Below are 23,987 nucleotides of genomic sequence, written 5' to 3' on the forward strand. Positions count from 1 at the left end.
CAGGCGGCCCGGCGCGATCCGCGCCCGCCCACCCGCTCAGGGCTTCTCGGCCGTCATCAGGATCCAGCCGTCCTCTTCGTCGCTGACCGAGAGGGACACCCAAGGCGCGTAAGCCTCTTTCAGCTCGTCGGCCTGACGCGAAAGAATGCCGGCCATCACCAGGCGACCACCAGCGCGCACGTGCTCACAGAGCAGCGGAGCGAGCACCTTGAGCGGTGTGGCCAGGATGTTGGCGAGCACGATGTCGAACTGCCCCCGGGCCTGATCGGGCAACCCCGATTGCAGGCTCACATGGTTGGCGCTGGCATTGAGTCGCGTCGATTCCACAGCGGCCGGGTCGATGTCGACCGCCACGATGTCCGTCGCACCGAACTTGGCCGCGCCGATCGCCAGGATGCCCGAACCACAGCCGTAATCCAGCACACGCTTGCCCTCAACGCCATGGTGGGCGGTCCAGCGCAGGCACATGCGCGTGGTCGGGTGCGTTCCGGTGCCGAACGCCAGCCCCGGATCCAGCCGGATCACCTCGCGCGCCGCAGCTGGCGGCTCATGCCAGGTGGGCACGATCCAGAACGTGGGCGTGATTTCCACCGGGTCGAACTGGGATTGCGTCAGGCGCACCCAGTCCTGCTCGGCCACGGCCTGCACGCCCAGCACCTCACAACCCTCGAAAAAATCCTGAAACACCAGCAGCGCCGCGGCTTCGCGCGCACCGGCTTCAGTGGGGAACAGCGCCACCACCCGCGAACGGTTCCAGCCCGCCTTCGGCGCGGGCATGCCCGGTTCGCCAAACAGGGCCTGCTCGGACGGTGTCAGGGCATCGGCATCCTCCACCGAGACGCTCAGCGCATCGAGTTCGACCAGCGCGTCGCTGACCGGCTCGACGCCGGCCTCTGGGACGAGCAGGACCAACTCAAAAAGAGACCCAGCCGGCGGCTGGGTCTGGCAAGCAAGATCAGCGTTCACGTTGGGAGAGCCACTCTTCCAGGTAGTGGATGTTGGTGCCGCCGGCCACGAAGCTGGCGTCCACCATCAGCTCACGGTGCAGCGGGATGTTGGTCTTGATGCCCTCCACCACCGCTTCGGCCAGCGCCGTGCGCATTCGGGCCAGGGCCTGCTCGCGCGTGTCGCCGTGCACGATCAGCTTGCCGATCATGGAGTCGTAGTTCGGCGGCACGAAGTAGTTGGTGTACGCATGCGAGTCCACACGCACCCCCGGGCCACCGGGCATGTGCCAGGTGGTGATGCGGCCGGGCGAAGGCGTGAACTTGTAGGCGTCTTCCGCGTTGATGCGGCACTCGATGGCGTGGCCGCGCAACTGCACCTGGCGCTGCGTGAACGGCAGTTTTTCGCCGGCGGCCACCGCGATCTGGGTGCGCACAATGTCCACACCAGTGATCCACTCCGTCACCGGGTGTTCCACCTGCACGCGGGTGTTCATCTCGATGAAATAGAACTCACCGTTCTCGAACAGGAACTCGAAAGTACCCGCCCCCCGATAGCCGATCTTCTTGCACGCCGCCGCGCAGCGCTCGCCGATCTTCTCGATCAGGCGGCGCGGAATGCCCGGCGCCGGCGCTTCTTCGATCACCTTCTGGTGGCGCCGCTGCATGGAGCAGTCGCGCTCGCCGAGGTACACCGCGTTGCGGTGCGTGTCGGCCATGATCTGGATCTCGATGTGGCGCGGGTTCTGGAGAAACTTCTCCATGTACACCTCGGGGTTGCCAAAGGCAGCCCCGGCTTCGGCCTTGGTGGTCTGCACCGCGTGCAGCAGGGCCGCTTCGGTGTGCACCACACGCATGCCGCGACCACCGCCACCACCCGCCGCCTTGATGATGACCGGGTAGCCGATCGTTTTGGCGGTGCGTTTGATCACCACCGGGTCGGCCGGCAGAGCACCTTCCGAGCCGGGCACGCAGGGCACGCCGGCGCGGATCATGGCCTGCTTGGCCGACACCTTGTCACCCATCAGACGGATCGATTCGGGCGTGGGGCCAATGAAGGTGAAGCCACTTTGCTCCACGCGCTCGGCAAAATCGGCATTTTCGGACAGGAACCCGTAGCCAGGGTGAATCGCCTCGGCGTCCGTGACTTCGGCGGCCGAGATGATGGCGGGCATGCTGAGGTAGCTCTGCGCCGACTGCGCCGGACCAATGCAGACGGCCTCGTCCGCGAGCTTCACGTATTTGGCGTCGCGGTCGGCCTCTGAGTAGACCATGACGGCCTTGATGCCCATTTCGCGGCAGGCGCGTTGCACCCGGAGGGCAATCTCGCCGCGGTTGGCGATCAGGATTTTCTTGAACATGGGCGTTCGGTCGCTTATTCGATCACGTACAGCGGCTGGCCATACTCCACCGCCTGGCCGTTCTCCACCAGGATCTGGGTGACGGTGCCGCTCTTGTCGGCTTCGATCTCGTTGAGGATCTTCATCGCCTCGACGATGCAGATCGTTTCGCCTTCCTTGATGCTGTCACCGACCTCCACGAAGGGTTTCGCACCGGGACTGGAGGCACGGTAGAAGGTGCCGACCATGGGCGACTTGACGGTGTGGCCCACCGGTCCGGCCGGAGCTGCGGCAGCAGGAACCGCTTCGGCCGGTGCAGCAGCCACCAACGGTGCTGCGGGCGCGGCCACAGGGGCCATGGCGTAGGTGACCGGAGCGGCCATGCCGACGGGCGCGCTCTTGACGATGCGCACTTTGCCTTCCGCTTCGGTGATTTCCAGTTCGGACACGTTCGATTCGGACACCAGATCGATCAGCGTCTTCAGTTTTCTCAAATCCATGATTTCTCCAACGAAATGCGGTCAAATTGATTCAACTTCACTCAATTTCATTGAAATCAAGGCTGAACAATCCGCCGGGGTGCGCAGTGTACACGAGGGTTGAATCGGGTGGCACACCGTTCATCACCCTCGACAGCCGACGTTCGAGGGGCCATTCGGTCCACGCACGGACACAAGTTGAAAGAACTTTAACCGCTTTTCAACGCGGTTCACCACATCCACCCAGCAGACCAACGGCCTCGCTGGCCATGGCCTTTCAGACCAGACCCGCCCACAGCGAGAGGTCCGACTCGCTCAGCTTGCCGAGCTTGCGGTGCATCACGGTCCCGTCGGCACCGAACACCACGGTGAACGGCAGCCCCCCACTGGCGTTGCCCAGACTGCGGCCCAACTCGGTTCCCGCCAGCCCGGCCAAGGCGACGGGGAAATCCAGTGGCAAACGCTGCAAAAAGCTGCGCACTGGAGCCGCCTGGTCCACCGCTAGGCCCAGCACCTGCCAGCCGGCAGGTTCGTTGGCGCGGTAGAAAGCATTGACCATGGGCAGCTCTTCAACACACGGCGGGCACCAGGTGGCCCAGAAATTCACAAGCAGGGGCCGGCCCAGAAACCGTTTCAATGCGACGGCTTCACCCTGCAAGCCCGGCAATTCCGTGGCCCAGAAAGCCGCCTCCGCACCCGACATCGGTTCGCCCGGCCGCAAGCGCCACCAAGCAACGCCCGCACCGGCGGCCATGGCGCCAGCCGCCACCCCGCCCATCCAGAGACGCCGTCGCATCATGCGTTGTTCCCCCGCTCCACCGGCGCCGACAAGAGCGCCCTCAGGTCGTTCGCGTCGCCGCGCGGACGCCGGCCCTGGGCATCGGGCTTGAGCGCCCCCCGGACGTCGTCGCGGTCCTGCACCAGCAGGTGCACCAGCGCCCACTGCCCCAGCGCCTCGCAGCGGCATCGCACGGTCAGCGCATCCACGGGCTCCCCCTTCCAGCCATTGACCGAGCCGGGGTGGTACTCCACCCCATGGTCCAGCAGGGTCCACTCGGCGGACTTGGCATCGTCGCAATACAGCTGGATATAGATGTCGCTGTGCCGCGTGGCGGTGCCGTGCCAGACCGCTCCGCCCACATGGGGGTGAAACACGGCGAGTCGCTCCATCCAGACCAGGGCCAGCTCGCGCAGGGCCTGCAACTCCACAGGCTGGGTGTCGGCGCAAAACAGGTGAATGTACTCACGCACAGCGGCGTCCATCGCCGCGTTGTCGGGCCAGGGCGCGCGCGTGGACAAGCCCATTTGTTTGCCCGCACGCCGTTTGGCCGCGGCGTACTCCAGTCCTTCTTCCACCACGAAGCGCGCCGCCACGGCGGCGATTTCATCGGTCTGATCTGCTCGAAACACGTCCATGCCGCGATTGTGCCTCGCAGGCGGCCCCAGGGCGCTCCGGCGTGCCACTGCCCCCTCACCGGCCAGGGCCGGGCCCCGCCTAAAATCGCCGCATGCATATACACATCCTGGGCATTTGCGGCACCTTCATGGGCGGTCTGGCCGCCCTCGCACGTGAAGCGGGCCACCGCGTGACCGGCTGCGACGCCGGGGTCTACCCGCCCATGAGCGACCAGCTGCGGGCACTCGGTATCGACCTGATCGAGGGTTTTGCCGCCGACCAGATGGGCCTTCAACCCGACGTGTACGTGGTGGGCAACGTGGTCAGCCGCGCCCGCCTGTCCGATGGCACGCCGAAGTTCCCCCTCATGGAAGCCATCCTGGAGGCGGGCGCGCCCTACACCAGCGGCCCACAGTGGCTGGCCGAACACGTGTTGCAGGGCCGTCACGTGCTGGCCGTGGCCGGCACCCACGGCAAAACCACCACCACCGCCATGCTGGCCTGGGTGCTGGAAGCCAACGGGCTGCAACCGGGCTTTCTGGTGGGAGGCGTACCGATGAACTTCGGGGTGTCAGCGAGCTTGGGCGGCGGGGCGGCGGGGCGCTCTGCGCAGGTCAAGGAGGAGCCCGCGCAGCGGGCGGGGGACACGGAGCAGAGCGCCCCGCCGTCCTGCCGTCCTCTCTTCGTCATCGAAGCCGACGAGTACGACACCGCCTTCTTCGACAAACGCAGCAAGTTCGTGCATTACCGCCCGCGCACGGCGGTGCTGAACAACCTGGAGTTCGACCACGCCGACATCTTCGACGACCTGGCGGCCATCGAACGCCAGTTTCACCACCTGCTGCGCACCGTGCCGCCTTCGGGGCGGGTGGTCGTCAACGGCCTGGAAGAGAGCCTGGACCGGGTGCTGCATCAAGGCGTCTGGAGCGAGGTGCGCAGCTTTGGCGCGGCGGTCAGTGACTTCACCGCCTTGGGCGAGCCCCACGCGTTCGACGTGCTGGAGCGCGGCCAGCGCGTCGCCCGAGTGGAGTGGGCGCTCACCGGCGTGCACAACCAGCTCAACGCCCTGGCGGCGATCGCGGCGGCCCAGCACGTGGGCGTGGCGCCCGCCGATGCCGCTGCGGCCCTGGGCCGGTTCGTGAATGTGCGGCGCCGCATGGAGGTTCGTGGAACGGTGATGCGCGACGGCCTGCCGATCACGGTGTACGACGATTTTGCCCACCACCCCACGGCCATCCGCACCACGCTCGACGGCTTGCGGCGCCGGCTCCAGGCATCGGGTGGACGCATCCTGGCCGTGTTCGAACCGCGCAGCAACACCATGAAACTGGGCACGATGAAATCGCAGCTGCCCTGGAGCCTGGAAGCGGCCGACCTGGCGTTCTGTCACGCCGGCGGGCTCGACTGGGACGCTGCGGACGCGCTGCTGCCCATGGGAGAACAAGCCCATGTTGCCCACAACATCGACGAGCTGGTGGGTCAGGTCGTGTCGGCCGCGCGCGGCGGCGATCACATCGTCTGCATGAGCAACGGCGGCTTCGGCGGGGTGCACGCCCGCCTGCTGACGGCGTTGCGCTGACGCGCTGGGGTCAGTAACCCAGCGACATCGTCGCCAGATCCACCACCACCACGGGCTTGGCCAGCGCCGCGCTGGCGGCACGGGCAAAACCCATGGCCCACTCGCGATGGGCGGGCTCGCGGAAGTGATCCTGGCCCACCGCCTGCGCGACCGCCAGAATCTTGTCGGCGGTCAGCACCTTGCCGGTCAGGCGAATGGGCTCGCAGTCCAGCGCGGTGAACTGCTCGTCCAGCCAGGCCCGGGCCTGGTCGTGCGGCATGGGCTGGACCTCGTCGAGATCAAAACGGTGGGTGGATGACTCACCCCAGGTCACGGTGACTTGACTGCGCATTCGGGAACTCCTTGGACACGGCGTGATATCGATATCACGGACAACAGGATCGATGGTGCGGAAGCACCGCGGCGGAGGGACGGCTTCAGGGCCCGCGAACGCTGTCCTGCCCGGTTTTGCCGGTGGACACGCGCAAGGGCGAATGCACCGCCTCGCGCAAGATGCTGGAGGGACCCATCATTTCCGATTGTCCGTGGTGGGTTTGCAGTTCGGATTCGCGGTCGGCCTGGTCAAACCGCAGTGCCACCATGGCGCGGCGGGTTTCTGTTTCGGCCCGACGCGCACTGTCAGGGTCGGTGGTCAGCCCGCCCGCGTGGTAAAGCGCGCCGATGTGGCGTGCCAGCTCGTGGTCGGGCCAGCCAGTGCGTTCCAGCAACTGGGAGAAACTGGCCGGACGGGCCATGAGTTCTCGCATCAGGGAGAGGTGAATCTCGTCAAACCAATGCGCGGGCAGTCGCGGCACCCGTCGCAGGTACAGACGCTGCTCCCTGTAACGCCTGGGCAGCACGTCGCGCCGGGTGCGCACAGCGTAGGTCCACATCACGCGGTGCAGCGGCAAGCGGATGAACGACGGAGGAATGTCTTTGGACAAGGCGGGCCCATGCACCCACTCGGCCATCGACAGGTCGACCGGGCGGGCGGGAATCAGCAGCGCGGCCTGCCAGCGCTGGATGTCGATGACGGCGAGCAGCTTGCCGGAGAGGGTCACGTGAACCACATCCCCTGAACGGCAGGCGCTCAGCTGCTCCACCAGCAGGGCACCCAGGGCGAACTGGCTGCGCAGCGGGCGCAACCAGGCCTCGAAACGTTGCAGCCGCTGGCGCACACTGGCTTCGCTGTCGGCCTCAAAAAACTCCGCAGATGCAAAACCTTCCGGCAGCGGTGCAGCAAAGGCCAGTGGCCGGTCCACCTCGACGCGGTTGAGCGTCAGGCGTTCGTCGCTGCCGTGCGGGTGGCGGATCACCACCTCGTCGCGCCCCAGCACCTCCACCGCGTCGCCAGCGATCATCCAGGCGTCGGCCAGGTGCGGGTCGCAGGTGCGCCACTCGGGCCATCCGGAGGGCGTCTGGGCCGCCCATGTCTGCAGGCGCACGCCCATCTGCTCGGAAAAGCCCAACAGACCCAACCCCAGAACTGGCTGCTCCACACCAACCCCCATCTGCAACGTGTCGACGCCCCAGGCTGCACCCACTGCAACCGAGCGGCCATCAATTAGAACATCGACCCCCTCGCCGGAATATCAAACGATGCACACAGCCCGCCGGGCACCCCACCGGCTGTCGTGCAGGCCCCGTCAGCAACCCGCGCGCGAACGCTCCACCGCCCGGGACAGCACCTCCAGCGCCGTCAGCGAGTCGCCCCAGCCCAGACAGGCATCGGTGATGCTCTGACCATAGGTCAGCCGGCCGACGTCGTCCTTCCCTGGTGTGAATTTCTGTGCGCCAGCCTCGATGTGGCTTTCGATCATCACGCCGAACACGCTCTTCGAGCCGCCTTCGATCTGGGCCGCGATGTCGCGCGCCACATCCAGCTGCTTTTCGTGCTGCTTGCTGCTGTTGGCGTGGCTGCAGTCCACCATCAGGCGCGGCGTGAGCTTGGCGGCCTCCAGATCCTTGACCGCGGCCGCCACGTGGGTGGCGTCGTAGTTGGGCGCCTTGCCGCCGCGCAAGATGACGTGGCAGTCCTTGTTGCCGTTGGTCTGCACGATGGCGACCTGACCGTTCTTGTGCACCGACAGGAAATGGTGCCCGCGCGCGGCCGCCTGGATGGCGTCGGTGGCGATGCGGATGTTGCCGTCGGTGCCGTTCTTGAAACCGATCGGCGCCGACAGCCCCGAGGCCAGCTCGCGGTGCACCTGGCTCTCGGTCGTGCGCGCGCCGATGGCGCCCCAGGCGATCAGGTCGCCGATGTACTGCGGCGAGATCACGTCCAGGAACTCGCTGCCAGCCGGCAAACCGATGCGGTTGATGTCGATCAGCAACTGGCGCGCGATGCGCAGGCCTTCGTCGATGCGGTAGCTCTCGTCCAGGTAGGGGTCGTTGATCAGGCCCTTCCAGCCGACCGTGGTGCGTGGCTTTTCGAAGTAGACACGCATCACGATTTCCAGCGTGTCGGCGTACTGGTCGCGCAGGGGCTTCAGGCGGCGCGCGTAGTCCAGCGCGGCGGCCGGGTCGTGGATCGAGCACGGGCCGATGACCACCAGCAGGCGGTCGTCCTTGCCGCGCAGGATGTTGTGGATGGCTTGGCGCGTCTGGCTGATGAGGCCTTCCACCGGCGTGCCGCCGATGGGGAAGAAGCGGATCAGGTGTTCGGGAGGCGGGAGCACGGTGATGTCCTTGATGCGTTCGTCGTCGGTCTGGCTGGTTTTGTCGACAGAACGTGCATGCCAGGCATCGGCGCTGACGGGGGTGGCTTTGGCGGTCATCACGGAACTCCTCGGGTTGGCGAAAAAAAAGTGGCAAAAAAAAACCGCCGGGCGTCGGGCCCGGCGGTTTTGGGAGGTTCGGTTGCGTTGCGCTTACACCGTGGCCTCTCGTCCGCCGGGGACTGAGAACCAAAAGTAAAAACCAAAAAAGATGGCAGAGCGCGTCAGCATAGAGGCGCAATGTAGCACAGGGGCCATGACAACCGCCTTACGCGTCAACCCCCATAGAGGCTGCGCCAGGCCCAGCCGGCCAACGCGCAAGCCACGATCACCCGGATCACGCCCTGCTTGAAACGGATCAGCGCCACCGCGGCAAACGCCACCAGGACCAGCGCTGCCCAGTCCGGGCGGAGCCATCCGCCGGCCGTGCCCGACGGGTAGGCCACATGAACCAGGAAGAACAGCGCCAGGCTCGCGATCACCCCCACCACCGCCGCCGTGATCGCGGTCAGGGGCGCGGTGAAATGCAACTTGCCGTGCGTGCTTTCCACCAGCGGGCCGCCCGCGAGGATGAAGATGAACGAGGGCAGGAAAGTGAACCAGGTCACCACCAGCGCCGCCAGCGCCGCGCCCAGAAACAGCGCGTCCGGCCCCAGCACCTGCTGCCCCCAGCCACCGAGGAACCCCACAAAGGCCACCACCATGATCAGCGGCCCCGGCGTGGTTTCGCCCAGCGCGAGGCCGTCGATCATCTGCGGCCCGAGCAGCCAGCCGTGCTCCACCACCGCGCCCTGGTACACATAGGGCAACACCGCGTAGGCCCCGCCGAAGGTGAGCAACGCCGCCTTGGTGAAAAACCAGCCCATGGCGGCGAGCGTGCCCGTCCAGCCCTTCCACGCCACCAGTGCACCCATGGGCAGTGCCCACAACACGGCACCGCCCGACAACACCCGCAGCAGGCGCGCGCGGCTGAAGCGTGCGTGGTCCGGTGTGGGCGTGTGGTCGTCGATCACCGCGGGCTGATGGGCGGCGGTGGTGGCGGCTGCGGCATGCCCGCCGCCGGTGCGCGCAAACTGGTCCGGCACCCAGCGGCCACCCAGCCAGCCCACCAGGGCGGCCGCCAGCACGACCAAGGGAAACGGCACCCCAAAAACGGCCAGGGCCAGAAAACTCCCCACCGCCACGGCCCACAGCAGCGGCGCGCGCCGCGGGTGTCGCAGCGTCTTGCTGCCCATGCGGTGCACCGCCTGCAAGACCAGCGCCGCCACCGCCGGCTTGATGCCGTACAGCAGTCCCGCGACCCAGGCCACCTGGCCATGGACCACATAGACCCAGCTCAGGCCGATCAGGATCAGCAGCGACGGCAGCACGAACAGCACACCCGCCACCACACCGCCCCAGGTGCGGTGCAGCAGCCAGCCGATGTAGGTGGCGAGCTGCTGCGCCTCGGGGCCGGGCAGCAGCATGCAGTAGTTCAGCGCGTGCAGGAAGCGCTGCTCGCTGATCCAGCGCTTCTGCTCCACCAGTTCGCGGTGCATGACGGCGATCTGACCGGCCGGGCCACCGAAGCTGATGAAGCCCAGCTTGAGCCAGAAGCGCAGGGCCTCCCAGAAATTCACGTGGCGCGGCACTGTCATTCAGGTCTCCAGTTGTGGGTTTCGGCGTGACCCCCGACCTGATCCACGCACCAAGCGTAGAGGGCGTCGTACACCGGCATCATGGCCTCCAGCATGGCGTGGTCGTTGTCGGCGTGCCGGCGCGACATGCCCAGCGACACCGCCAGCAAACCCGCAGCGGGCGCGGCCAGCTCCAGCCGGTCGGTGTCGGCCCCGCGCACGATCACGGCCAACAGGTCGAGCGCTGGCAGGCTCAGGCCGAAGGCGCAGAGCAAGGCATCGAAGCTGCAGCACTCCCCCTCGTGAGACATCGGCGCCCCGGGGATGTCGAAAGCCACGGCCTGGCGCTGCTCGGCCTGCGCCAGCACCTCGGCGGTGGGCACGTAGAAAAAAACAGCCTCGCGGTCGATGAAACGGCGGATCAGCCAGGGGCAGGCGATGCGGTCGATCTTGGGGCGTGCCCGTGTGATCCACCGGGAACCGCCGGCGCCGGTGACGCCCAGGTCAGGGCGCTTGCGCACCAGCGGCACCGGCGATGCGCCCAGCGCCTGCAACAGCGCGGGGCTGTCCACGCCGGCCTCACCGCCCTCGATGCCGCCCAGCAGGTAGCGAGCATCCCAGCCCGCGTCGCGCAACCGGGCAGCGGCGTGCTGGCTGACCTCGTGACCGTACACGCAGCACACGACGGCCGCTTGCGGGGGACGGTCGCCCAGCCAGGTGCCCAGGCTGTCAGGGGCCACGTGCTGCGCCAACGGCAGCAGCGCGGGGCTCAGCTCAAAGCGCTCGGTGCGACGCACGTCCAGGATCAGAGGGGTGTCGGGCTGGCCCAAGAGCGCCACGAAGGCGCTGGGGCTGATGGCGTGGCTGGGGTTCAATTCAACGGTTTCCATGGTTGGCGCTCCACATGAGGAGGTGGCCAGCACTTGGACGGAAACCGTCTATTCCCGAAGGAACTCGGGAGGCTGTGTTCCCGATACAGAAGATGCTATCCGATCTCAGGCCGTGCCGCCGACCGTCAGGCCGTCGATGCGCAGCGTCGGCTGGCCCACGCCCACGGGCACGCTCTGGCCTTCCTTGCCGCAGGTGCCCACGCCGCTGTCCAGCCGCATGTCGTTGCCGATCATGCTGATCTTCTTGAGCGACTCGGGGCCGCTACCGACCAGCGTGGCGCCTTTCACCGGGTACTGGATCTGCCCGTTTTCCACCCAGTAGGCCTGGCTGGCGGAGAACACGAACTTGCCGCTGGTGATGTCGACCTGACCACCACCGAAGTTGGTGGCGTACAGCCCCTTCTTCATGCTGGCCACGATTTCCTCGGCGCTCTTGTCGCCGCCCAGCATGTAGGTGTTGGTCATGCGCGGCATGGGCACGTGGGCGTAGCTCTCGCGGCGGCCGTTGCCGGTGGGCTTGACACCCATCAGGCGCGCGTTCATGGCGTCCTGGATGTAGCCACGCAGGATGCCGTCTTCGATCAGCACGTTCTTTTGCGAGGTGTGGCCTTCGTCATCGACGTTGAGCGAGCCGCGGCGGTCGGCGATGGTGCCGTCGTCGAGCACGGTCACGCCCTTGGCCGCCACGCGCTGGCCGATGCGGCCGGCGAACGCGCTGGAGCCCTTGCGGTTGAAGTCACCCTCCAGGCCATGGCCCACCGCTTCGTGCAGCAGGATGCCGGGCCAGCCCGGGCCGAGCACCACGGTCATTTCGCCGGCGGGCGCGGGGCGGGCGTCGAGGTTGGTCAGGGCCGAAGACACGGCTTCGTCCACATAAGACTGCACCATGGCCTCGTCAAAGTAGGCGAGCCCGAAACGGCCGCCGCCGCCCGAACTGCCCACCTCGCGGCGGCCGTTCTGCTCGGCGATCACCGTCACGGACAGGCGAATCAGCGGCCGCACGTCGGCGGCCAGGGTGCCGTCGGCACGGGCGATCAGCACCACGTCGTGTTCGGCGGCCAGACCGGCCATGACCTGCACCACGCGCGGGTCCTTGGCCTTGGCGAGTTTTTCCACGGTTTCCAGCAGCGCCACCTTGGCGGTGCTGTCGAGCGTGGCGATCGGGTCCAGGCCCGGGTAAAGCGAGCGAGATTTCGACACTTTGGCCGCCGGGCTGCGGACCTTGCGACTCTGGCCCTGGCCGGAAATGGAGCGCACGGTGCGCGCCGCGTCGATCAGCGAGTCCCATGACAGGTCGTCCGAGTAGGCGAAGGCCGTCTTTTCACCGCTGACCGCGCGCACGCCGACGCCCTGGTCGATGCTGAAGCTGCCAGTCTTGACGATGCCCTCCTCCAGGCTCCAGCCCTCGCTGCGCGTGGTCTGGAAATAGAGGTCGGCATCGTCGACGCCGTGCGACATGATTTCACCCAGCGCCTTGTGCAGCAGGGAGGTGTTCAGCCCGTAGGGCGTGAGCAGCAGGTTTTCGGCGGTGGCGAGGCGGGCAAGGGTGGGTTCGCGAGCAATCATGGGGGCCATTGTATGAAGGGTGGGGTCCACGCGCTGGGCGCGTGGTCTTGGTGACCGGTGAGCCGGGCGCGGCGTGTGGATCAGCGGCCGGTCTGCCGCAGCAGGGGCAGCAAGGCGGCGTCGTCCAGCTCAGCCATGCCCGCCGCGTGGGCCTGGGCGAAGACACCGGCCGCCGCAGCGCCCAGCGGGCCATTGAAGCCCGCCTCTTGCGCTTCCACCACCGCAAGCCGGGTGTCTTTTTCGAGCAGGGTCACGTGGGCGCGCGGCGCGAGGTCGCCTGCGATGGCCCGGCGCATGCGGTCGGATCCGATCCAGCTCTGACCGCTGGACTGCTCGATCACGTCCAGCGTCGTGCCCAGGTCCAGGCCCAGGCGGTCGGCCAGCGCCAGCGCCTCGGCCGCGCCCACGAGGTTGATGCCCGCCAGCAGGTTGTTGACCAGCTTCGTGCGCGCGCCATCACCCACGCGCTCGCCAAGGCGAAACACCTTCGATGACAGCGCGTCCAGCAGGGCGGCGTGGCGCGCCAGCAGCGCCGTCGGCGCGGCCACCATCAGGCTCATGCTGCCGTCGCGCGCCCGGGCCGGGCCGCCGGACATCGGTGCGTCGATGCAGCCGACGCCCCGCTCGGCCAGTACCGAGGCCAGCGCCTCGGTGTCCTGCGGGGAAATGGTGGGGCACAGCATCACCACCTGGCCGGGTTGCAGCGCCGGGCCCGCGCCGTGTTCGCCGAACAACACCTGGTGCGACTGGCTGGCGTCGACCACGCAGACGATCAGCACACCGTCTGTCTTCAATGCCCGGGCAGCGGTGTCAGGCGTGTCGGCGAGATGGGCACCCGCCTCCAGCGCCTGCTGCTGGCGCAAGGGGTCGATGTCGCACACGACCACCGACCAACCCAGTTCACACAGGCGCGCAACCATCGCGCCGCCCATGTTGCCGGCACCGACCACCGCAACCTGGACCGTGGGCAACGGCCCGCGCAGCGGCGGAGTGTGGGGGCCAGCGACCGCAGCGAAGGGCCGCTCCCGAGCGAGGTCAGCCCCCTCGGGGGGCAGCGACCCGCGCAGCGGCGGAGCGTGGGGGTCATCGCCCGTCACGACTGCATCAGCCGCTTGGATTTGGCGATGGACATCAGGATGCCCAGCCCCACACCCATGGTCACCATGGCGGTGCCACCGTAGCTGACGAACGGCAGCGGAACGCCCACCACCGGCAGGATGCCGCTGACCATGCCCATGTTCACAAAGGCGTAGACAAAGATGTTGAGCGTCATGGCCCCGGCGAGCAACCGGGCAAACAGGGTCGGCGCTTCGAGCGCGATGGTCAGCCCGCGCACGATGAGGAAAATGAACGCCAGCATCAGCGCCAGCGTGCCCACCAGCCCGAACTCCTCGGAGAACGCGGCGTAGATGAAGTCGGTGGTGCGCTCGGGGATGAACTCCAGGTGGGTCTGCGTTCCCTGCATGAAGCCCTTGCCCCAGACCCCGCCGGAGCCGATGGCGATCATGCCCTGGATGATGTGAAACCCCTTGCCCAGCGGGTCCTTGGACGGATCGAGCAACGTGCAGACACGCTGGCGCTGGTACTCGTGCAACACCTTCCAGTCCACATCGGGCGCGCACCATTGCGGCTCCATGACGATCAGCACCACGACACCGGCCACAGCAATCAGCACCGGCGGGATGATGAGCTTCCAGCTCAGTCCGGCGAAAAAGATCACCGCCAGGCCCGAGGCCAGCACCAGCAGGGTCGTGCCCAGGTCGGGCTGCTTGAGGATGAGCGCCGCCGGCACCGCCAGCAACAGCGCCGCCACCGCGAAGTCCAGCGGCGACAGCTGCCCCTCGCGACGCTGGAACCACCAGGCCAGCATCAGTGGCATGGCCACCTTCATCAGCTCGCTGGGCTGGATCACGATGCCCACGTTGAGCCAGCGCTGCGCACCCTTCTTCTGGATGCCAAAAAGAAACACCGCGAGCAGCAGAGCCACCCCGAGGGTGTACATGGGCACCGCCAGCGCCATCAGCCGCTGCGGCGGCACCTGGGCCACGAAGAACAGAACGACCGCGGCCAGCATCATGTTGCGGCCGTGGTTGACGAACCGCGTGCCGTGGTCAAAGCCCACCGAGTACATCGTCATCAGGCCCGCGCCCGCCAGAATCAGCACGGCCAGCGCGAGCAGCCCGTCAAACCCCTGAAAGATCGGGGTGATGCGTTGCAAAAGGGTGGGTTTGTCGAATACGGCGGCCATGAGCGCCCGATTATCCTTCGCCCATGACCCGCCCGACCACCCCTCCTCCCGCCACCACCCACCTGCTGTACCTGCATGGCTTTCGTTCGTCGCCCCGGTCGGCCAAGGCGCAGCAGGTCGCGGCCCGGGTGGCCGAACGGCACCCGGGGGTGGTCTGGTGCTGTCCGCAACTGCCGCCCTCGCCCCGCGAGGCCGCGCAGGGGCTGCAGCAATGGGTCGCCGGCTGGCCACGTGAGGGCATGGCGGTGGTCGGCTCTTCGCTGGGCGGGTTTTACGCGCGCTGGCTGGCGCTGCAGACGGGTTGCCGGGCCGCCCTGCTCAACCCGGCGGCGTTTCCGCAGCGTGACCTGGCGCGCCACATCGGCGAGCACAGCGCCTGGCACGACCCCGGACAGCGCTTCTATTTCCAGCTGGCGTTCGTGGACGAGCTGTCGGCGCTGGCGGCCGACATCAACCGCCTGCGCCCCCTGTCGCCGACCACGCCGCAGAACCTGTATGCCATCGTCTCGCGGGACGACGAGGTGCTCGACTGGCGCGAGATGCTCGATTTCTGTGCCGGCGGCGACGTGAAGCTGCTGCCGGGCGGAGATCACGCGATCAGTGATTTCGATCGGCACATCGACGGGCTGTTTGACTTTCTGAACCTGAAAGACTGACACCTCTGGACGGCGGGTCGGTCCTCGGGTCCATGGGACAATCCTGCCCATGCACATCCTGTTTGATGAAGCCGGCAAATTGATGACCGGTCGCCTCATGTCCGAGGCGGAAAGCTCCATGCAAGTGGAGCTGGACACGGGCAAGCGCCTCAAGGTCAAGGCCGCGAACGCCCTGTTGCGCTTCGAGAAGCCCGCGCCCGCCCAGCTCATGCCCGCCGCGACCGCGCTGGCCGGAACCATGGAGCTGGAGCTGGCCTACGAATTTGCGTCGGAAGACGAGTTCGGCTTCGCCGACCTGGCCCGCGAGTACTTCAGCGCCAACGCCACCACCGAGCAGCAGGTCGCGACCCTGATCTGCCTGCAGGGCGCGCCGCACTACTTCCGCCGCGCCGGCAAGGGCCGGTACAAGAAGGCGCCGGCCGAGATCCTGGCCCAGGCGCTGGCCGCGATCGAGAAGAAGAAACAGGTGCAGGCACAGATCGACGCCTGGGCCGCCGAGCTGGTGGCCGGCAGCTGCCCGGCGCCCGTGCGCCAGCAGCTCTACAAGATCCTGTTCAAACCCGACAAGAACGCGCCCGAGTACAAGGCCGTGGTCGAGGCCGCGCGCAGCAGCCACACCGCGCCACTGCCCTTGCTGCAAAAGGCCGGCGCCATCACCAGCGCCTACCAGTTCCACTGGCAGCGCTTCCTGTTCGACCAGTTCCCCAAGGGCACGGGTTTCCCGGCGCTGCAGGCGCCGGTGATCGCCGACGAGCTGCCGCTGGCCACCGTGCAGGCCTTCTCCATCGACGACTCGCACACCACCGAGATCGACGACGCGCTCTCCGTGCAGGGACTGGGCAGCGGCACCGTCACGCTGGGCATCCACATCGCCGCGCCCGGCCTGGCCGTGTTGCCGGACAGCGCCATCGACCAGGTGGCGCGCCAGCGCCTGTCCACCGTCTACATGCCGGGCCACAAGATCACCATGCTGCCCGACGAGGTGGTGCAAGCCTACACCCTGATGGCCGGTCGCGATTGCCCCGCCGTGTCGCTCTACGTCACGTTCGACGAGACCACGCTGGAGCAGAAGGACAGCCGCACCTTGCTGGAACGTGTGCCGATCACCCACAACCTGCGCCACGACCAGCTCGACACGGTGATCACCGAAGACTGGCTGGCCGGCAGCGCCGCCGCAGACGGTGCCACGCCAGAGGTCGCCGCGCTGCAGCCCACGCTGGCCTTCATCTTCCGCCTCGCCCGCCATCTGAAAGCGCAGCGCGAGGTGGTGCGAGGCAAACCCGAAACCTTCAACCGGCCCGACTACACCTTCAAGCTCGATGGCGTGAGCGGCGCCGAGCCCGACGGCAGCGAGACGGTGATGATCGGCACGCGGCAGCGCGGCGCCCCGCTCGACCTGATGGTGGCCGAGGCCATGATCCTGGCCAACAGCACCTGGGGCAACTGGCTCGCCGAGTGCGGCGTGCCCGGCATCTACCGCAGCCAGGCCAGCCTCGCGCCCGGCGTGAAGGTGCGCATGGGCACCAAGGCCCAGCCGCACGCCGGCATCGGCGTCAAGAGCTACGCCTGGAGCACCTCACCCCTGCGCCGCTACGTGGACATGGTGAACCAGTGGCAGATCATTGCCTGCGCGCGCCACGGCAAGACCGCCGCGCTCGCCGCGCCATTCAAGCCCAAGGACGCGAACCTGTTTGCCGTGATCAGCGGCTTCGATGCGGCCTACACCGCGTACAACGGTTTTCAGAACGGCATGGAGCGTTTCTGGACGCTCAAGCACCTGCAGCAGGCGGGCATCACCGAGCTGACCGCCACGCTGATCAAGGACAACCTGGTGCGCGCCGACCAGCTGCCGCTGGTGCTGCCGGTGATGGGCGCCGAGGGCCTGCCGCGCGGTGCCCACGTGCGCGTGCGTCTGGGCGCCGTGGACGAAATGGCGCTGGACGTGTCGGGCACGGTGATCGAGCGCCTGGACCTGCCGGTGGACAACGTGGACGACGGTGCCGAGTCCGAAGACGGCGAGGACGACACGCTGGCGACACCGCTGGCGCTGGCCATCGACGTGAACGAGGCCGATGCACCGGCCACTGACACGGCCGCGCCCTGACACAGCACCGATAATCGCCGCCGTGAATCCGGTTCTGAAGTTCCTCCGGCAACTGACCACCCTGCAGCTCGCGCTCGGGGTGTCCGTGGCCGTGCACGCCGCCTTGCTGACGGTGCGTTTCGTCGACCCCGAACGTTTCAACCGGGTGTTCCAGGACACGCCGCTGGAGGTCATCCTCGTCAACGCCAAGAGCGATGAGAAGCCGGAGAAGGCACGGGCCATCGCGCAGGCCTCGCTGGCCGGTGGCGGCGATGCCGAAAAAGGCAGGGCCACCTCGCCGCTGCCCCCCATGGCACAGGCCAGGCTGGGGGACACGCCGGAAGAGGACGAGCGCATGATCGAAGCGCTCAAGGAGCGGCAGGACCAGATCCTGGCCCAGGTGCGGCAGCAACTGGCCAACATGCCCCCGCCCGACCTGCAGGCCATCCATCCGAGCCAGGACGCGGTCGAGCGGGAGAAAAAGCGCCAGGCACTGGTGAAGATCCTGGCCGAAATCGAGAAGCGCATCAACGAAGAAAATGCGCGGCCCAAGAAGCGCTACATCAGCCCGGCCACGCGCGAAGAGGTCTATGCCATCTACTACGACGAGCTGCGCCGCAAGATCGAAGACCGGGGCACCACCAATTTCCCCGAGGCGGCGGGCCGCAAGCTCTATGGCGAGCTGACCATGGTGATCACGGTGAACCACACCGGCGCGGTGATCGACACCGAGATCGTCCAGACCTCGGGCAACACCACGCTTGACCGCCGTGCGCAATCGATCGTGCGCAGCCTCGGCTTCGGGCGGTTCAACGACAACATGCGCCGGCGCGCCGACCAGATCGTGGTGGTCTCGCGCTTCCGCTTCACGCGCGACGCCACCTTGCAAACGCAATTGTCGAGTCAATGACGAAATCTTTCGGCCGCTGGTTGTTGTGGGTGCTGCTGGCCGGTCTGGCCTTGCAGCTTTTTTTCGTGCTGCGCATCGCGCTGATGGTGGTGGTTGATCCGCAGAGCACGGCGTTCATGCGCTCCGAGGCCTGGCGGGTGGCGGGGCAGAGCATCACCCAGGCCGACAAGTCGTGGCGCTGGTCCTCGCAATGGGTGGACTACGCCGAGATCAGCCCCCACCTCAAGCGCGCGGTGATGGCGTCGGAAGACGCCGGATTCGTCGAACACGGCGGCGTGGACTGGGACGCCATCCAGTCGGCCTGGAGCAAGAACGAGCGGCGCCAGGAACTGGTCGAGAAGCGCACCGAGCAGCTGGAGAAGCGGCTGGCGAAGAAGCCCGAGGCCGTCGAGGCCGCGATCAAGGCCATCAAGCCGCCCAAGATCCTCGGTGGCTCGACCATCACCCAGCAGCTCGCCAAGAACCTGCTGCTGTCGGGCGAGCGCAACCTGCTGCGCAAGGGCCAGGAGCTGATGCTCACGCTCACGCTCGAAGCCCTGCTGAGCAAAGAGCGCATCCTGGAGATCTACCTCAACAGCGTCGAGTGGGGAGAAGGCGTGTTCGGCGCCGAGGCGGCCGCGCAGCGCTACTTCAAGAAACCCGCGGCCAAGCTCAGCCCGCATGAGGCCGCGCGCCTGGCGGTGATGTTGCCGAGCCCCAAATTCTTCGAAACCCGCCCGGGTTCGGCGTACCTGGCGCGACGCACCAGCACCATCGTCGCCCGCATGGGCGATGTGCAGGCGCCGTGAACAGGCTCCCCCCTGCGCCGCTTCGCGGCTTCCCCCCGGGGGGACGACACCTGCGGCCGGGCGAAGCCCGTTCCGCGGTGTCCCTGGGTTTGGGCATCGCGCTCGTGGCCTGGACAGCCCCATGAACTGGCGTGCACAGGCCATGGGCTTGTTCCTGCTGGGGCTGGTTCGGGCGCTCACGGGCGCGCAGGCCCGCTGGTACGGTTGCCCGCCCAAGGCCGAGCAGCGCATCTATTTCGCCAACCACCAGAGCCATGCCGACCTGGTGCTGATGTGGGCCGCCTTGCCCGAGGAGTTGCGCAGCATCACCCGCCCCATCGCGGCCAGGGACTACTGGACCTCGTCGAACTTCAAGCGCTGGATCACCACCGCCGTCTTCAACGCGGTCTATGTGGAGCGGGAGCGCAAGGGCGATGAAGATCCGCTGCAACCCCTGATCGACGCGCTCGACAGCGGCGATTCGCTGATCCTGTTCCCGGAGGGCACGCGCGGCCACGAGGAAGATCCGCAGCCGTTCAAATCCGGCCTGTACAACCTGGCCCACCGTTTCCCCCGCGTGGTGCTGGTGCCCGCCTGGATCCACAATGTGCAGCGCGTGATGCCCAAGGGCGAAGTGATTCCGGTGCCGGTGCTGTGCTCGGTCACCTTCGGCGAACCTGTGGCGCTGGGAGCGGACGAAGCCCGCGCCGATTTCCTGCGCCGCGCGCGCGAGGCCGTGATGGCCCTGAGAGACGTCTGAACCCCATGCACCCCCTCCGGGCCAATGCGGCATGACCTCCTTCCTGCGCAGCCTCACCGCGGACCAACAGGTCAGCCTGGTGTTCGTGGTCCTGTTCGGCCTGCTGGTGCTGGCCAGCGGTGTCGCCTTGCTGCTCTCGTTGCGCGAGCGCAAGAAGCTCGATCCGGTGCCCGACCTCCACCAGCGGCTGCAGGACTACCAGGCCCTGCTGCGGAATTCATGGCTCATGGCGCTGGTGTTCTGGGTGGGCTGGGCGGCCGGAGACGGCGTGGCCATCGTGCTGTTCGGCTTCGTGTCGTTCTTCATCCTGCGCGAGTTCATCAGCCTCTCGCCCACACGGCGCGGCGACCACCGCAGCCTGGTGCTGGCCTTCTTCATCGTGCTGCCGCTGCAGTACGCCCTGGTCTGGAACCGCGAGTTCAACCTGTTCACCGTGTTCATCCCGGTCTATGTGTTCCTGGCCATTCCGGTGGTGAGCGCGCTGGGGAACGACCCGCAGCGGTTTCTGGAGCGCAACGCCAAGCTGCAGTGGGGCATCATGGTCTGCGTCTACGGCATGAGCCATGTGCCGGCCCTGCTGCTGCTCAACTTCCCGCGGTTTGCCGGCAAAACCGCCTTCCTGGTGTTTTTCCTCGTGCTGGTGGTGCAGACCTGCATGCTGGTGCAGCATGTCGTGGCGTGGCGCCTGAACCGGCCGGTGGCGCCCGCCATCAGCCAGAGTTTTCAGTGGCGCAGCTGGGCCGCCGGTCTGCTGGCGGGCGGCCTGCTCGGCGCGGCCCTGGCGGGCCTCACCCCGTTCAAGCCCCTGCCCGCGCTGGCCATGGCCTTGATCGCCTGCGCCGCCGGCTCGTTCGGCCACCTGGTGATGAAAGCCATCAAGCGCGACCGTGGCATCACCCACTGGGGCTCGGCGGGCCGCTCGGTCACCGGCGCCAGCGGCCTGCTGGACCGGGTGGACGCCCTGTGTTTTGCCGCCCCGGTGTTCTTCCACTCGGTGCGCTGGAACTTCAACCTCTGAGGCACACCATGCGCATCCTCGGTATCGACCCCGGTCTGCAGTGCACCGGCTTTGGCGTGGTGGATGCCGAAGGCGCCGACCTGCACTACGTGGCCAGCGGCACGGTACAGACCAGCCCCAAGGACGGCGCGTTGCTGCCCGAGCGGCTGAAGATCCTGTTCGACGGCATCAGCGAGGTGGTGAAGCGTTACCAGCCCGAGGTCTCGGCCTGCGAGATCGTGTTCGTCAACGTCAACCCCCAGGCCACCTTGCTGCTGGGCCAGGCGCGTGGCTGCTGTTTGACCGCGCTGGTGGCCAACGGCCTGACGGTGGCGGAGTACACCGCACTCCAGCTGAAAAAAGCGGTGGTTGGTTACGGACGCGCCGACAAGGCACAGATGCAGGAGATGGTGAAGCGGCTGCTGAAGCTGCCCGGCCTGCCGGGCAAGGACGCGGCCGACGCGCTGGGTCTGTGCATCACCCACGCGCAGGTGGCGCGCTCGGTGGCGGCGATCAACAAGGTGTCGCCACTGCAGGCGCGGACGCACGCGGCCTACAAGGGCGGGCGGAGCTACTGAACATGAAGCTGGCGCCACGCCGCACCCTCAGCCTCAGTGCCTGGCTCGCGCTGGCATTCACCCTCCTGTCGGTGCTGCTCACCCTGCTGCTGACGCTGCTGAGCGACCGCACGGCCAGCACGCAGGTGCGCGCGAACATCGGGTCCAACCTCGCGGAGCTCGCCAACCAGACCGTCAGCCGCCTGGACCACGCCATGTTCGAACGCTACCGAGAGGTGCAACTCATGGCCCTCCGGCTCGGCGACGCACCCGACCTGGTTGAGGTTCGAACCGAAATCGACCGCTTGCAGCAGAGCTATCCCACCTACGCCTGGATCGGCGTGACCGATCCCGCCGGCAAGGTGCTGGTGGCGACGCGCAACATGCTGGAGGGCGTCGATGTCTCGGCGCGGCCGTGGTTTGGCAATGCCCTGCGGGACAAGCCCATGGGCGACGTGCATGAGGCCCAGCTGCTGGGCCAGCTGTTGGGCAGCGCGGATGTCGAACCGCTGCGCTTGGTCGATATCGCTTTTCCCCTGCGCAGCGCACAGGGCCAGTTCAGGGGCGTGCTGGGCGTGCACCTGTCATGGCAATGGGCCCGCGACATCAAACAGGCGATCTTCGTCTCCGTCGGGCGCAGCCGCACCGTCGATCCGCTGATCGTTTCATCGGCGGGCATGGTGTTGCTCGGACCGCCCGATGTGCAGGGCAGCATGCTCAGACTGCCCAGCCTGGATGCCGCTGGACGCGGAGACAACGGCTACGTGCGCGAAACCTGGCCCGACGGCAAGGACTACCTGGTCGGGTACAGCGGCGACCGCGGCGTCAATGCCTACCCCGGTCTGGGCTGGCGTGTGCTGGTCCGCCAGGACCTCAGCGAGGCCTACGCACCGGTCAACCAGCTGCATCTGCGGGTGCTGGTCGGCGGCTTGCTGGCGGCCGTGCTGTTTTCGCTGCTGGGCTGGGGGGTCGCCCGCCTGATCACCCGCCCCTTGCTGGACCTCACCGATGTCGCCCGCGGCATCGAAGCCGGCTATGCGGTGAAGGCGCCGTCGGCCAATGCCTACGCCGAGGTGTCGATTCTGGGCAAGGCCTTCAACTCGCTGGTGAAGAAGCTGCAGGACAACGAGTCCGAGGTGCGCCAGCTCAACGTGTCGCTGGAGCGCCGGGTGCATGAGCGCACTGCCGAGATGCAGGACGCCCTGGAACGGTCCATCGCCAGTGAAGAGCGCATGCAGATGGTGATCGAGACCGCGCAGGACCCGTTCATCGGCATGGACTTCCATGGCCGCATCACCGAATGGAACACACAGGCCGAGCAGCTGTTTGGCTGGAAGCGCGATGACGTGCTGGGCAAGTCATTGGCCCACCTCATCATCCCCGAGCGCCACCAGACCGCCTTCGTCCAGGCCTTGGCGCACTACCTGAGCACCGGGCAGGCGCCCTTCGAGGGCAAGCTGCTTGAGCGCACCGTGAGGGACCGCCGGGGCCGTGAGATCCCCGCGGAAATGAAGATCGGCCTGATCGACACCGGTGGCGTGCAGCTGTTCAGCGCTTTCGTGCACAACATCTCTGAGCGCAAGGAAATGCAGCGCCTCAAGAGCGAGTTCATCTCCACCGTCTCGCACGAACTTCGCACGCCGCTGACCTCGATCTACGTCACGCTGAGCATGCTCGGATCGGGGAGGGTCGGGGAGTTGTCGGCCGACGTGCAGGAGCTCATGAAGATTTCCCTCCAGAACTGTGAACGCCTGATCCGCCTGATCAACGACGTGATCGACGTGGAGAAGATGGACTCGCAGCAATTCACCTACGACATGAAGCGCCAGCCCCTGCGGCCGCTGGTCGAGACCGCCATCCGGGACACGCAGTCCTTTGCCGACAGCTTCGGCGTGCGCTTCCAGTTCGACGTGATCGACGACGGTGAGGTGATGGCCGATGGCGACCGCATCGTGCAGGTCGTGAGCAACCTGCTGTCCAACGCGGCGAAGTTCTCACCCCCTGGGGGGCTGGTTCAGGTGATGTTGAGCGCCAACGCCCAGCGGGTGCGCCTGGGGGTGATCGACCGCGGGCCGGGCGTGCCCGCCAAGTTCCGGGACCAGGTGTTCGAGCGTTTCGCCCAGGCCGACGGCTTGGATCGCCGGCAGAAGGGCGGCACCGGACTGGGCCTGAACATCTGCCGCACCATCGTCAAGGAGCACGGCGGCGAGATCGGTTTCGACAGCGAAGAAGGTGTGCGCACCGAATTCCACGTCGAACTGCCTCGCGCCTGACCGATCAGCTGCGCGCGTTCCCCGCCGGATGGTCTTGGGGCCGTTCAGTGCTTCAGAGCAGGCGCTCAAGCACGAGGATGCCGAAGAACCCCAGCGCAGCAAACAGCGCCACCTTGAGAACCACCCAGCCCCAATGCAGGTAGCGCGGGTTTCGGGTCACGGCGTAGGCCGCGAAGCACACGCCCGAGACGATCAGCAGCAGGACCAGCGCGAAGCGCAGCAGCAGCATG

At 67.2% G+C, this 23,987-nt stretch carries 23 protein-coding genes; 9 read left to right on the forward strand and 14 right to left on the reverse strand.

What is annotated here, in order from left to right:
• Window positions 1-36: 36 nt before the first annotated feature.
• The 5 genes from prmA to IM738_RS17755 form a co-directional block, all read right to left on the reverse strand.
• Window positions 37-912 carry a 50S ribosomal protein L11 methyltransferase gene (gene prmA / locus IM738_RS17735; protein WP_236962373.1) on the reverse strand — a complete coding sequence of 292 codons (876 nt, stop codon included), beginning with the start codon at window positions 910-912 and terminating at the stop codon, window positions 37-39.
• A 43-nt stretch (window positions 913-955) separates the two neighbouring features.
• Window positions 956-2,305 carry an acetyl-CoA carboxylase biotin carboxylase subunit gene (gene accC, locus IM738_RS17740; protein ID WP_236962374.1) on the reverse strand — a complete coding sequence of 450 codons (1,350 nt, stop codon included), beginning with the start codon at window positions 2,303-2,305 and terminating at the stop codon, window positions 956-958.
• A 14-nt stretch (window positions 2,306-2,319) separates the two neighbouring features.
• A complete protein-coding gene (accB, locus tag IM738_RS17745) occupies window positions 2,320-2,784 on the reverse strand; it encodes an acetyl-CoA carboxylase biotin carboxyl carrier protein (protein WP_236962375.1) in 465 nt (154 codons plus the stop codon).
• Between the two features lie 256 nt (window positions 2,785-3,040).
• Window positions 3,041-3,562, reverse strand: a complete 522-nt coding sequence (locus IM738_RS17750) for a TlpA disulfide reductase family protein (protein ID WP_236962376.1) — start codon at window positions 3,560-3,562, stop codon at window positions 3,041-3,043.
• The gene (locus IM738_RS17755) at window positions 3,559-4,179 is read right to left on the reverse strand and encodes a hypothetical protein (RefSeq protein ID WP_236962377.1); all 621 of its coding nucleotides are present in this window, start codon (window positions 4,177-4,179) and stop codon (window positions 3,559-3,561) included. Before IM738_RS17755 ends, IM738_RS17750 begins: the two co-directional genes overlap by 4 nt.
• 92 nt (window positions 4,180-4,271) lie before the next feature.
• On the opposite strand from IM738_RS17755, the gene mpl reads away from it, so the two are divergent.
• The gene (gene mpl / locus IM738_RS17760; RefSeq protein ID WP_236962378.1) at window positions 4,272-5,738 is read left to right on the forward strand and encodes a UDP-N-acetylmuramate:L-alanyl-gamma-D-glutamyl-meso-diaminopimelate ligase; all 1,467 of its coding nucleotides are present in this window, start codon (window positions 4,272-4,274) and stop codon (window positions 5,736-5,738) included.
• A gap of 10 nt (window positions 5,739-5,748) precedes the next feature.
• Here mpl and IM738_RS17765 read toward each other — a convergent pair whose 3' ends face one another.
• The 8 genes from IM738_RS17765 to rodA form a co-directional block, all read right to left on the reverse strand.
• Window positions 5,749-6,069: a hypothetical protein gene (locus IM738_RS17765; protein ID WP_236962379.1), complete on the reverse strand. Its 321-nt coding sequence runs from the start codon at window positions 6,067-6,069 to the stop codon at window positions 5,749-5,751.
• A gap of 85 nt (window positions 6,070-6,154) precedes the next feature.
• Window positions 6,155-7,216: a hypothetical protein gene (locus IM738_RS17770; RefSeq protein ID WP_236962380.1), complete on the reverse strand. Its 1,062-nt coding sequence runs from the start codon at window positions 7,214-7,216 to the stop codon at window positions 6,155-6,157.
• Window positions 7,217-7,363: 147 nt separating this feature from the next.
• On the reverse strand, window positions 7,364-8,494 hold the full coding sequence (locus IM738_RS17775; RefSeq protein ID WP_236962381.1) for a 3-deoxy-7-phosphoheptulonate synthase: 1,131 nt from the start codon (window positions 8,492-8,494) through the stop codon (window positions 7,364-7,366).
• A gap of 215 nt (window positions 8,495-8,709) precedes the next feature.
• The gene (gene chrA, locus IM738_RS17780) at window positions 8,710-10,071 is read right to left on the reverse strand and encodes a chromate efflux transporter (protein WP_236962382.1); all 1,362 of its coding nucleotides are present in this window, start codon (window positions 10,069-10,071) and stop codon (window positions 8,710-8,712) included.
• A complete protein-coding gene (locus IM738_RS17785; RefSeq protein WP_236962383.1) occupies window positions 10,068-10,940 on the reverse strand; it encodes a chromate resistance protein ChrB domain-containing protein in 873 nt (290 codons plus the stop codon). The genes chrA and IM738_RS17785 overlap by 4 nt, the downstream gene beginning before the upstream one ends.
• A 105-nt stretch (window positions 10,941-11,045) precedes the next feature.
• Window positions 11,046-12,506, reverse strand: a complete 1,461-nt coding sequence (gene tldD / locus IM738_RS17790; protein WP_236962384.1) for a metalloprotease TldD — start codon at window positions 12,504-12,506, stop codon at window positions 11,046-11,048.
• Window positions 12,507-12,586: 80 nt separating this feature from the next.
• Window positions 12,587-13,477, reverse strand: a complete 891-nt coding sequence (locus IM738_RS17795) for an NAD(P)-dependent oxidoreductase (RefSeq protein ID WP_236962385.1) — start codon at window positions 13,475-13,477, stop codon at window positions 12,587-12,589.
• A gap of 122 nt (window positions 13,478-13,599) precedes the next feature.
• A complete protein-coding gene (rodA, locus tag IM738_RS17800) occupies window positions 13,600-14,754 on the reverse strand; it encodes a rod shape-determining protein RodA (RefSeq protein ID WP_236962386.1) in 1,155 nt (384 codons plus the stop codon).
• 23 nt (window positions 14,755-14,777) lie between these two features.
• Between rodA and IM738_RS17805 the strand changes: the two genes are divergently transcribed.
• From IM738_RS17805 to IM738_RS17840, 8 genes are all read left to right on the forward strand, one after another.
• A complete protein-coding gene (locus tag IM738_RS17805) occupies window positions 14,778-15,410 on the forward strand; it encodes a YqiA/YcfP family alpha/beta fold hydrolase (protein WP_236962387.1) in 633 nt (210 codons plus the stop codon).
• 49 nt (window positions 15,411-15,459) lie between these two features.
• The gene (locus IM738_RS17810) at window positions 15,460-17,514 is read left to right on the forward strand and encodes a ribonuclease catalytic domain-containing protein (RefSeq protein WP_236962388.1); all 2,055 of its coding nucleotides are present in this window, start codon (window positions 15,460-15,462) and stop codon (window positions 17,512-17,514) included.
• A gap of 22 nt (window positions 17,515-17,536) precedes the next feature.
• The gene (locus tag IM738_RS17815) at window positions 17,537-18,403 is read left to right on the forward strand and encodes an energy transducer TonB (RefSeq protein WP_236962389.1); all 867 of its coding nucleotides are present in this window, start codon (window positions 17,537-17,539) and stop codon (window positions 18,401-18,403) included.
• Window positions 18,400-19,191, forward strand: coding sequence for a transglycosylase domain-containing protein (locus IM738_RS17820; RefSeq protein WP_236962390.1), 792 nt, complete (start codon window positions 18,400-18,402; stop codon window positions 19,189-19,191). Before IM738_RS17815 ends, IM738_RS17820 begins: the two co-directional genes overlap by 4 nt.
• 121 nt (window positions 19,192-19,312) lie before the next feature.
• Complete coding sequence (locus IM738_RS17825) at window positions 19,313-19,930, forward strand: lysophospholipid acyltransferase family protein (protein ID WP_236962391.1); 618 nt, start codon at window positions 19,313-19,315, stop codon at window positions 19,928-19,930.
• Window positions 19,931-19,961: 31 nt separating this feature from the next.
• Window positions 19,962-20,948, forward strand: a complete 987-nt coding sequence (locus tag IM738_RS17830; RefSeq protein ID WP_236962392.1) for a phosphatidate cytidylyltransferase — start codon at window positions 19,962-19,964, stop codon at window positions 20,946-20,948.
• A gap of 8 nt (window positions 20,949-20,956) precedes the next feature.
• Window positions 20,957-21,505, forward strand: a complete 549-nt coding sequence (gene ruvC / locus IM738_RS17835; RefSeq protein ID WP_236962393.1) for a crossover junction endodeoxyribonuclease RuvC — start codon at window positions 20,957-20,959, stop codon at window positions 21,503-21,505.
• Window positions 21,506-21,507: 2 nt separating this feature from the next.
• Window positions 21,508-23,757 (forward strand): sensor histidine kinase, encoded by a 2,250-nt coding sequence (locus tag IM738_RS17840; protein ID WP_236962394.1) that lies wholly within the window; start codon window positions 21,508-21,510, stop codon window positions 23,755-23,757.
• A gap of 52 nt (window positions 23,758-23,809) precedes the next feature.
• On the opposite strand, the gene IM738_RS17845 is transcribed toward IM738_RS17840, so the two are convergent.
• Window positions 23,810-23,986: a hypothetical protein gene (locus IM738_RS17845; protein ID WP_171984645.1), complete on the reverse strand. Its 177-nt coding sequence runs from the start codon at window positions 23,984-23,986 to the stop codon at window positions 23,810-23,812.
• Window position 23,987 lies beyond the last annotated feature (1 nt).

The sequence above is a fragment of the Hydrogenophaga sp. SL48 genome, from assembly GCF_021729865.1.
Taxonomy (GTDB): Bacteria; Pseudomonadota; Gammaproteobacteria; order Burkholderiales; family Burkholderiaceae_C; genus Hydrogenophaga.

Bases quoted from the DNA above. Each gene is read 5' to 3' on its own strand.
- IM738_RS17755 (WP_236962377.1), bottom strand. From the start codon at position 4,179: ATGGACGTGTTTCGAGCAGATCAGACCGATGAAATCGCCGCCGTGGCG.
- IM738_RS17750 (WP_236962376.1), bottom strand. From the start codon at position 3,562: ATGATGCGACGGCGTCTCTGGATGGGCGGGGTGGCGGCTGGCGCCATG.
- IM738_RS17845 (WP_171984645.1), bottom strand. From the start codon at position 23,986: ATGCTGCTGCTGCGCTTCGCGCTGGTCCTGCTGCTGATCGTCTCGGGC.
- IM738_RS17840 (WP_236962394.1), top strand. From the start codon at position 21,508: ATGAAGCTGGCGCCACGCCGCACCCTCAGCCTCAGTGCCTGGCTCGCG.
- IM738_RS17810 (WP_236962388.1), top strand. From the start codon at position 15,460: ATGCACATCCTGTTTGATGAAGCCGGCAAATTGATGACCGGTCGCCTC.
- IM738_RS17785 (WP_236962383.1), bottom strand. From the start codon at position 10,940: ATGGAAACCGTTGAATTGAACCCCAGCCACGCCATCAGCCCCAGCGCC.
- IM738_RS17820 (WP_236962390.1), top strand. From the start codon at position 18,400: ATGACGAAATCTTTCGGCCGCTGGTTGTTGTGGGTGCTGCTGGCCGGT.
- IM738_RS17805 (WP_236962387.1), top strand. From the start codon at position 14,778: ATGACCCGCCCGACCACCCCTCCTCCCGCCACCACCCACCTGCTGTAC.
- chrA (WP_236962382.1), bottom strand. From the start codon at position 10,071: ATGACAGTGCCGCGCCACGTGAATTTCTGGGAGGCCCTGCGCTTCTGG.
- ruvC (WP_236962393.1), top strand. From the start codon at position 20,957: ATGCGCATCCTCGGTATCGACCCCGGTCTGCAGTGCACCGGCTTTGGC.
- mpl (WP_236962378.1), top strand. From the start codon at position 4,272: ATGCATATACACATCCTGGGCATTTGCGGCACCTTCATGGGCGGTCTG.
- IM738_RS17775 (WP_236962381.1), bottom strand. From the start codon at position 8,494: ATGACCGCCAAAGCCACCCCCGTCAGCGCCGATGCCTGGCATGCACGT.
- accC (WP_236962374.1), bottom strand. From the start codon at position 2,305: ATGTTCAAGAAAATCCTGATCGCCAACCGCGGCGAGATTGCCCTCCGG.
- IM738_RS17825 (WP_236962391.1), top strand. From the start codon at position 19,313: ATGAACTGGCGTGCACAGGCCATGGGCTTGTTCCTGCTGGGGCTGGTT.
- tldD (WP_236962384.1), bottom strand. From the start codon at position 12,506: ATGATTGCTCGCGAACCCACCCTTGCCCGCCTCGCCACCGCCGAAAAC.
- rodA (WP_236962386.1), bottom strand. From the start codon at position 14,754: ATGGCCGCCGTATTCGACAAACCCACCCTTTTGCAACGCATCACCCCG.
- IM738_RS17765 (WP_236962379.1), bottom strand. From the start codon at position 6,069: ATGCGCAGTCAAGTCACCGTGACCTGGGGTGAGTCATCCACCCACCGT.
- IM738_RS17830 (WP_236962392.1), top strand. From the start codon at position 19,962: ATGACCTCCTTCCTGCGCAGCCTCACCGCGGACCAACAGGTCAGCCTG.
- accB (WP_236962375.1), bottom strand. From the start codon at position 2,784: ATGGATTTGAGAAAACTGAAGACGCTGATCGATCTGGTGTCCGAATCG.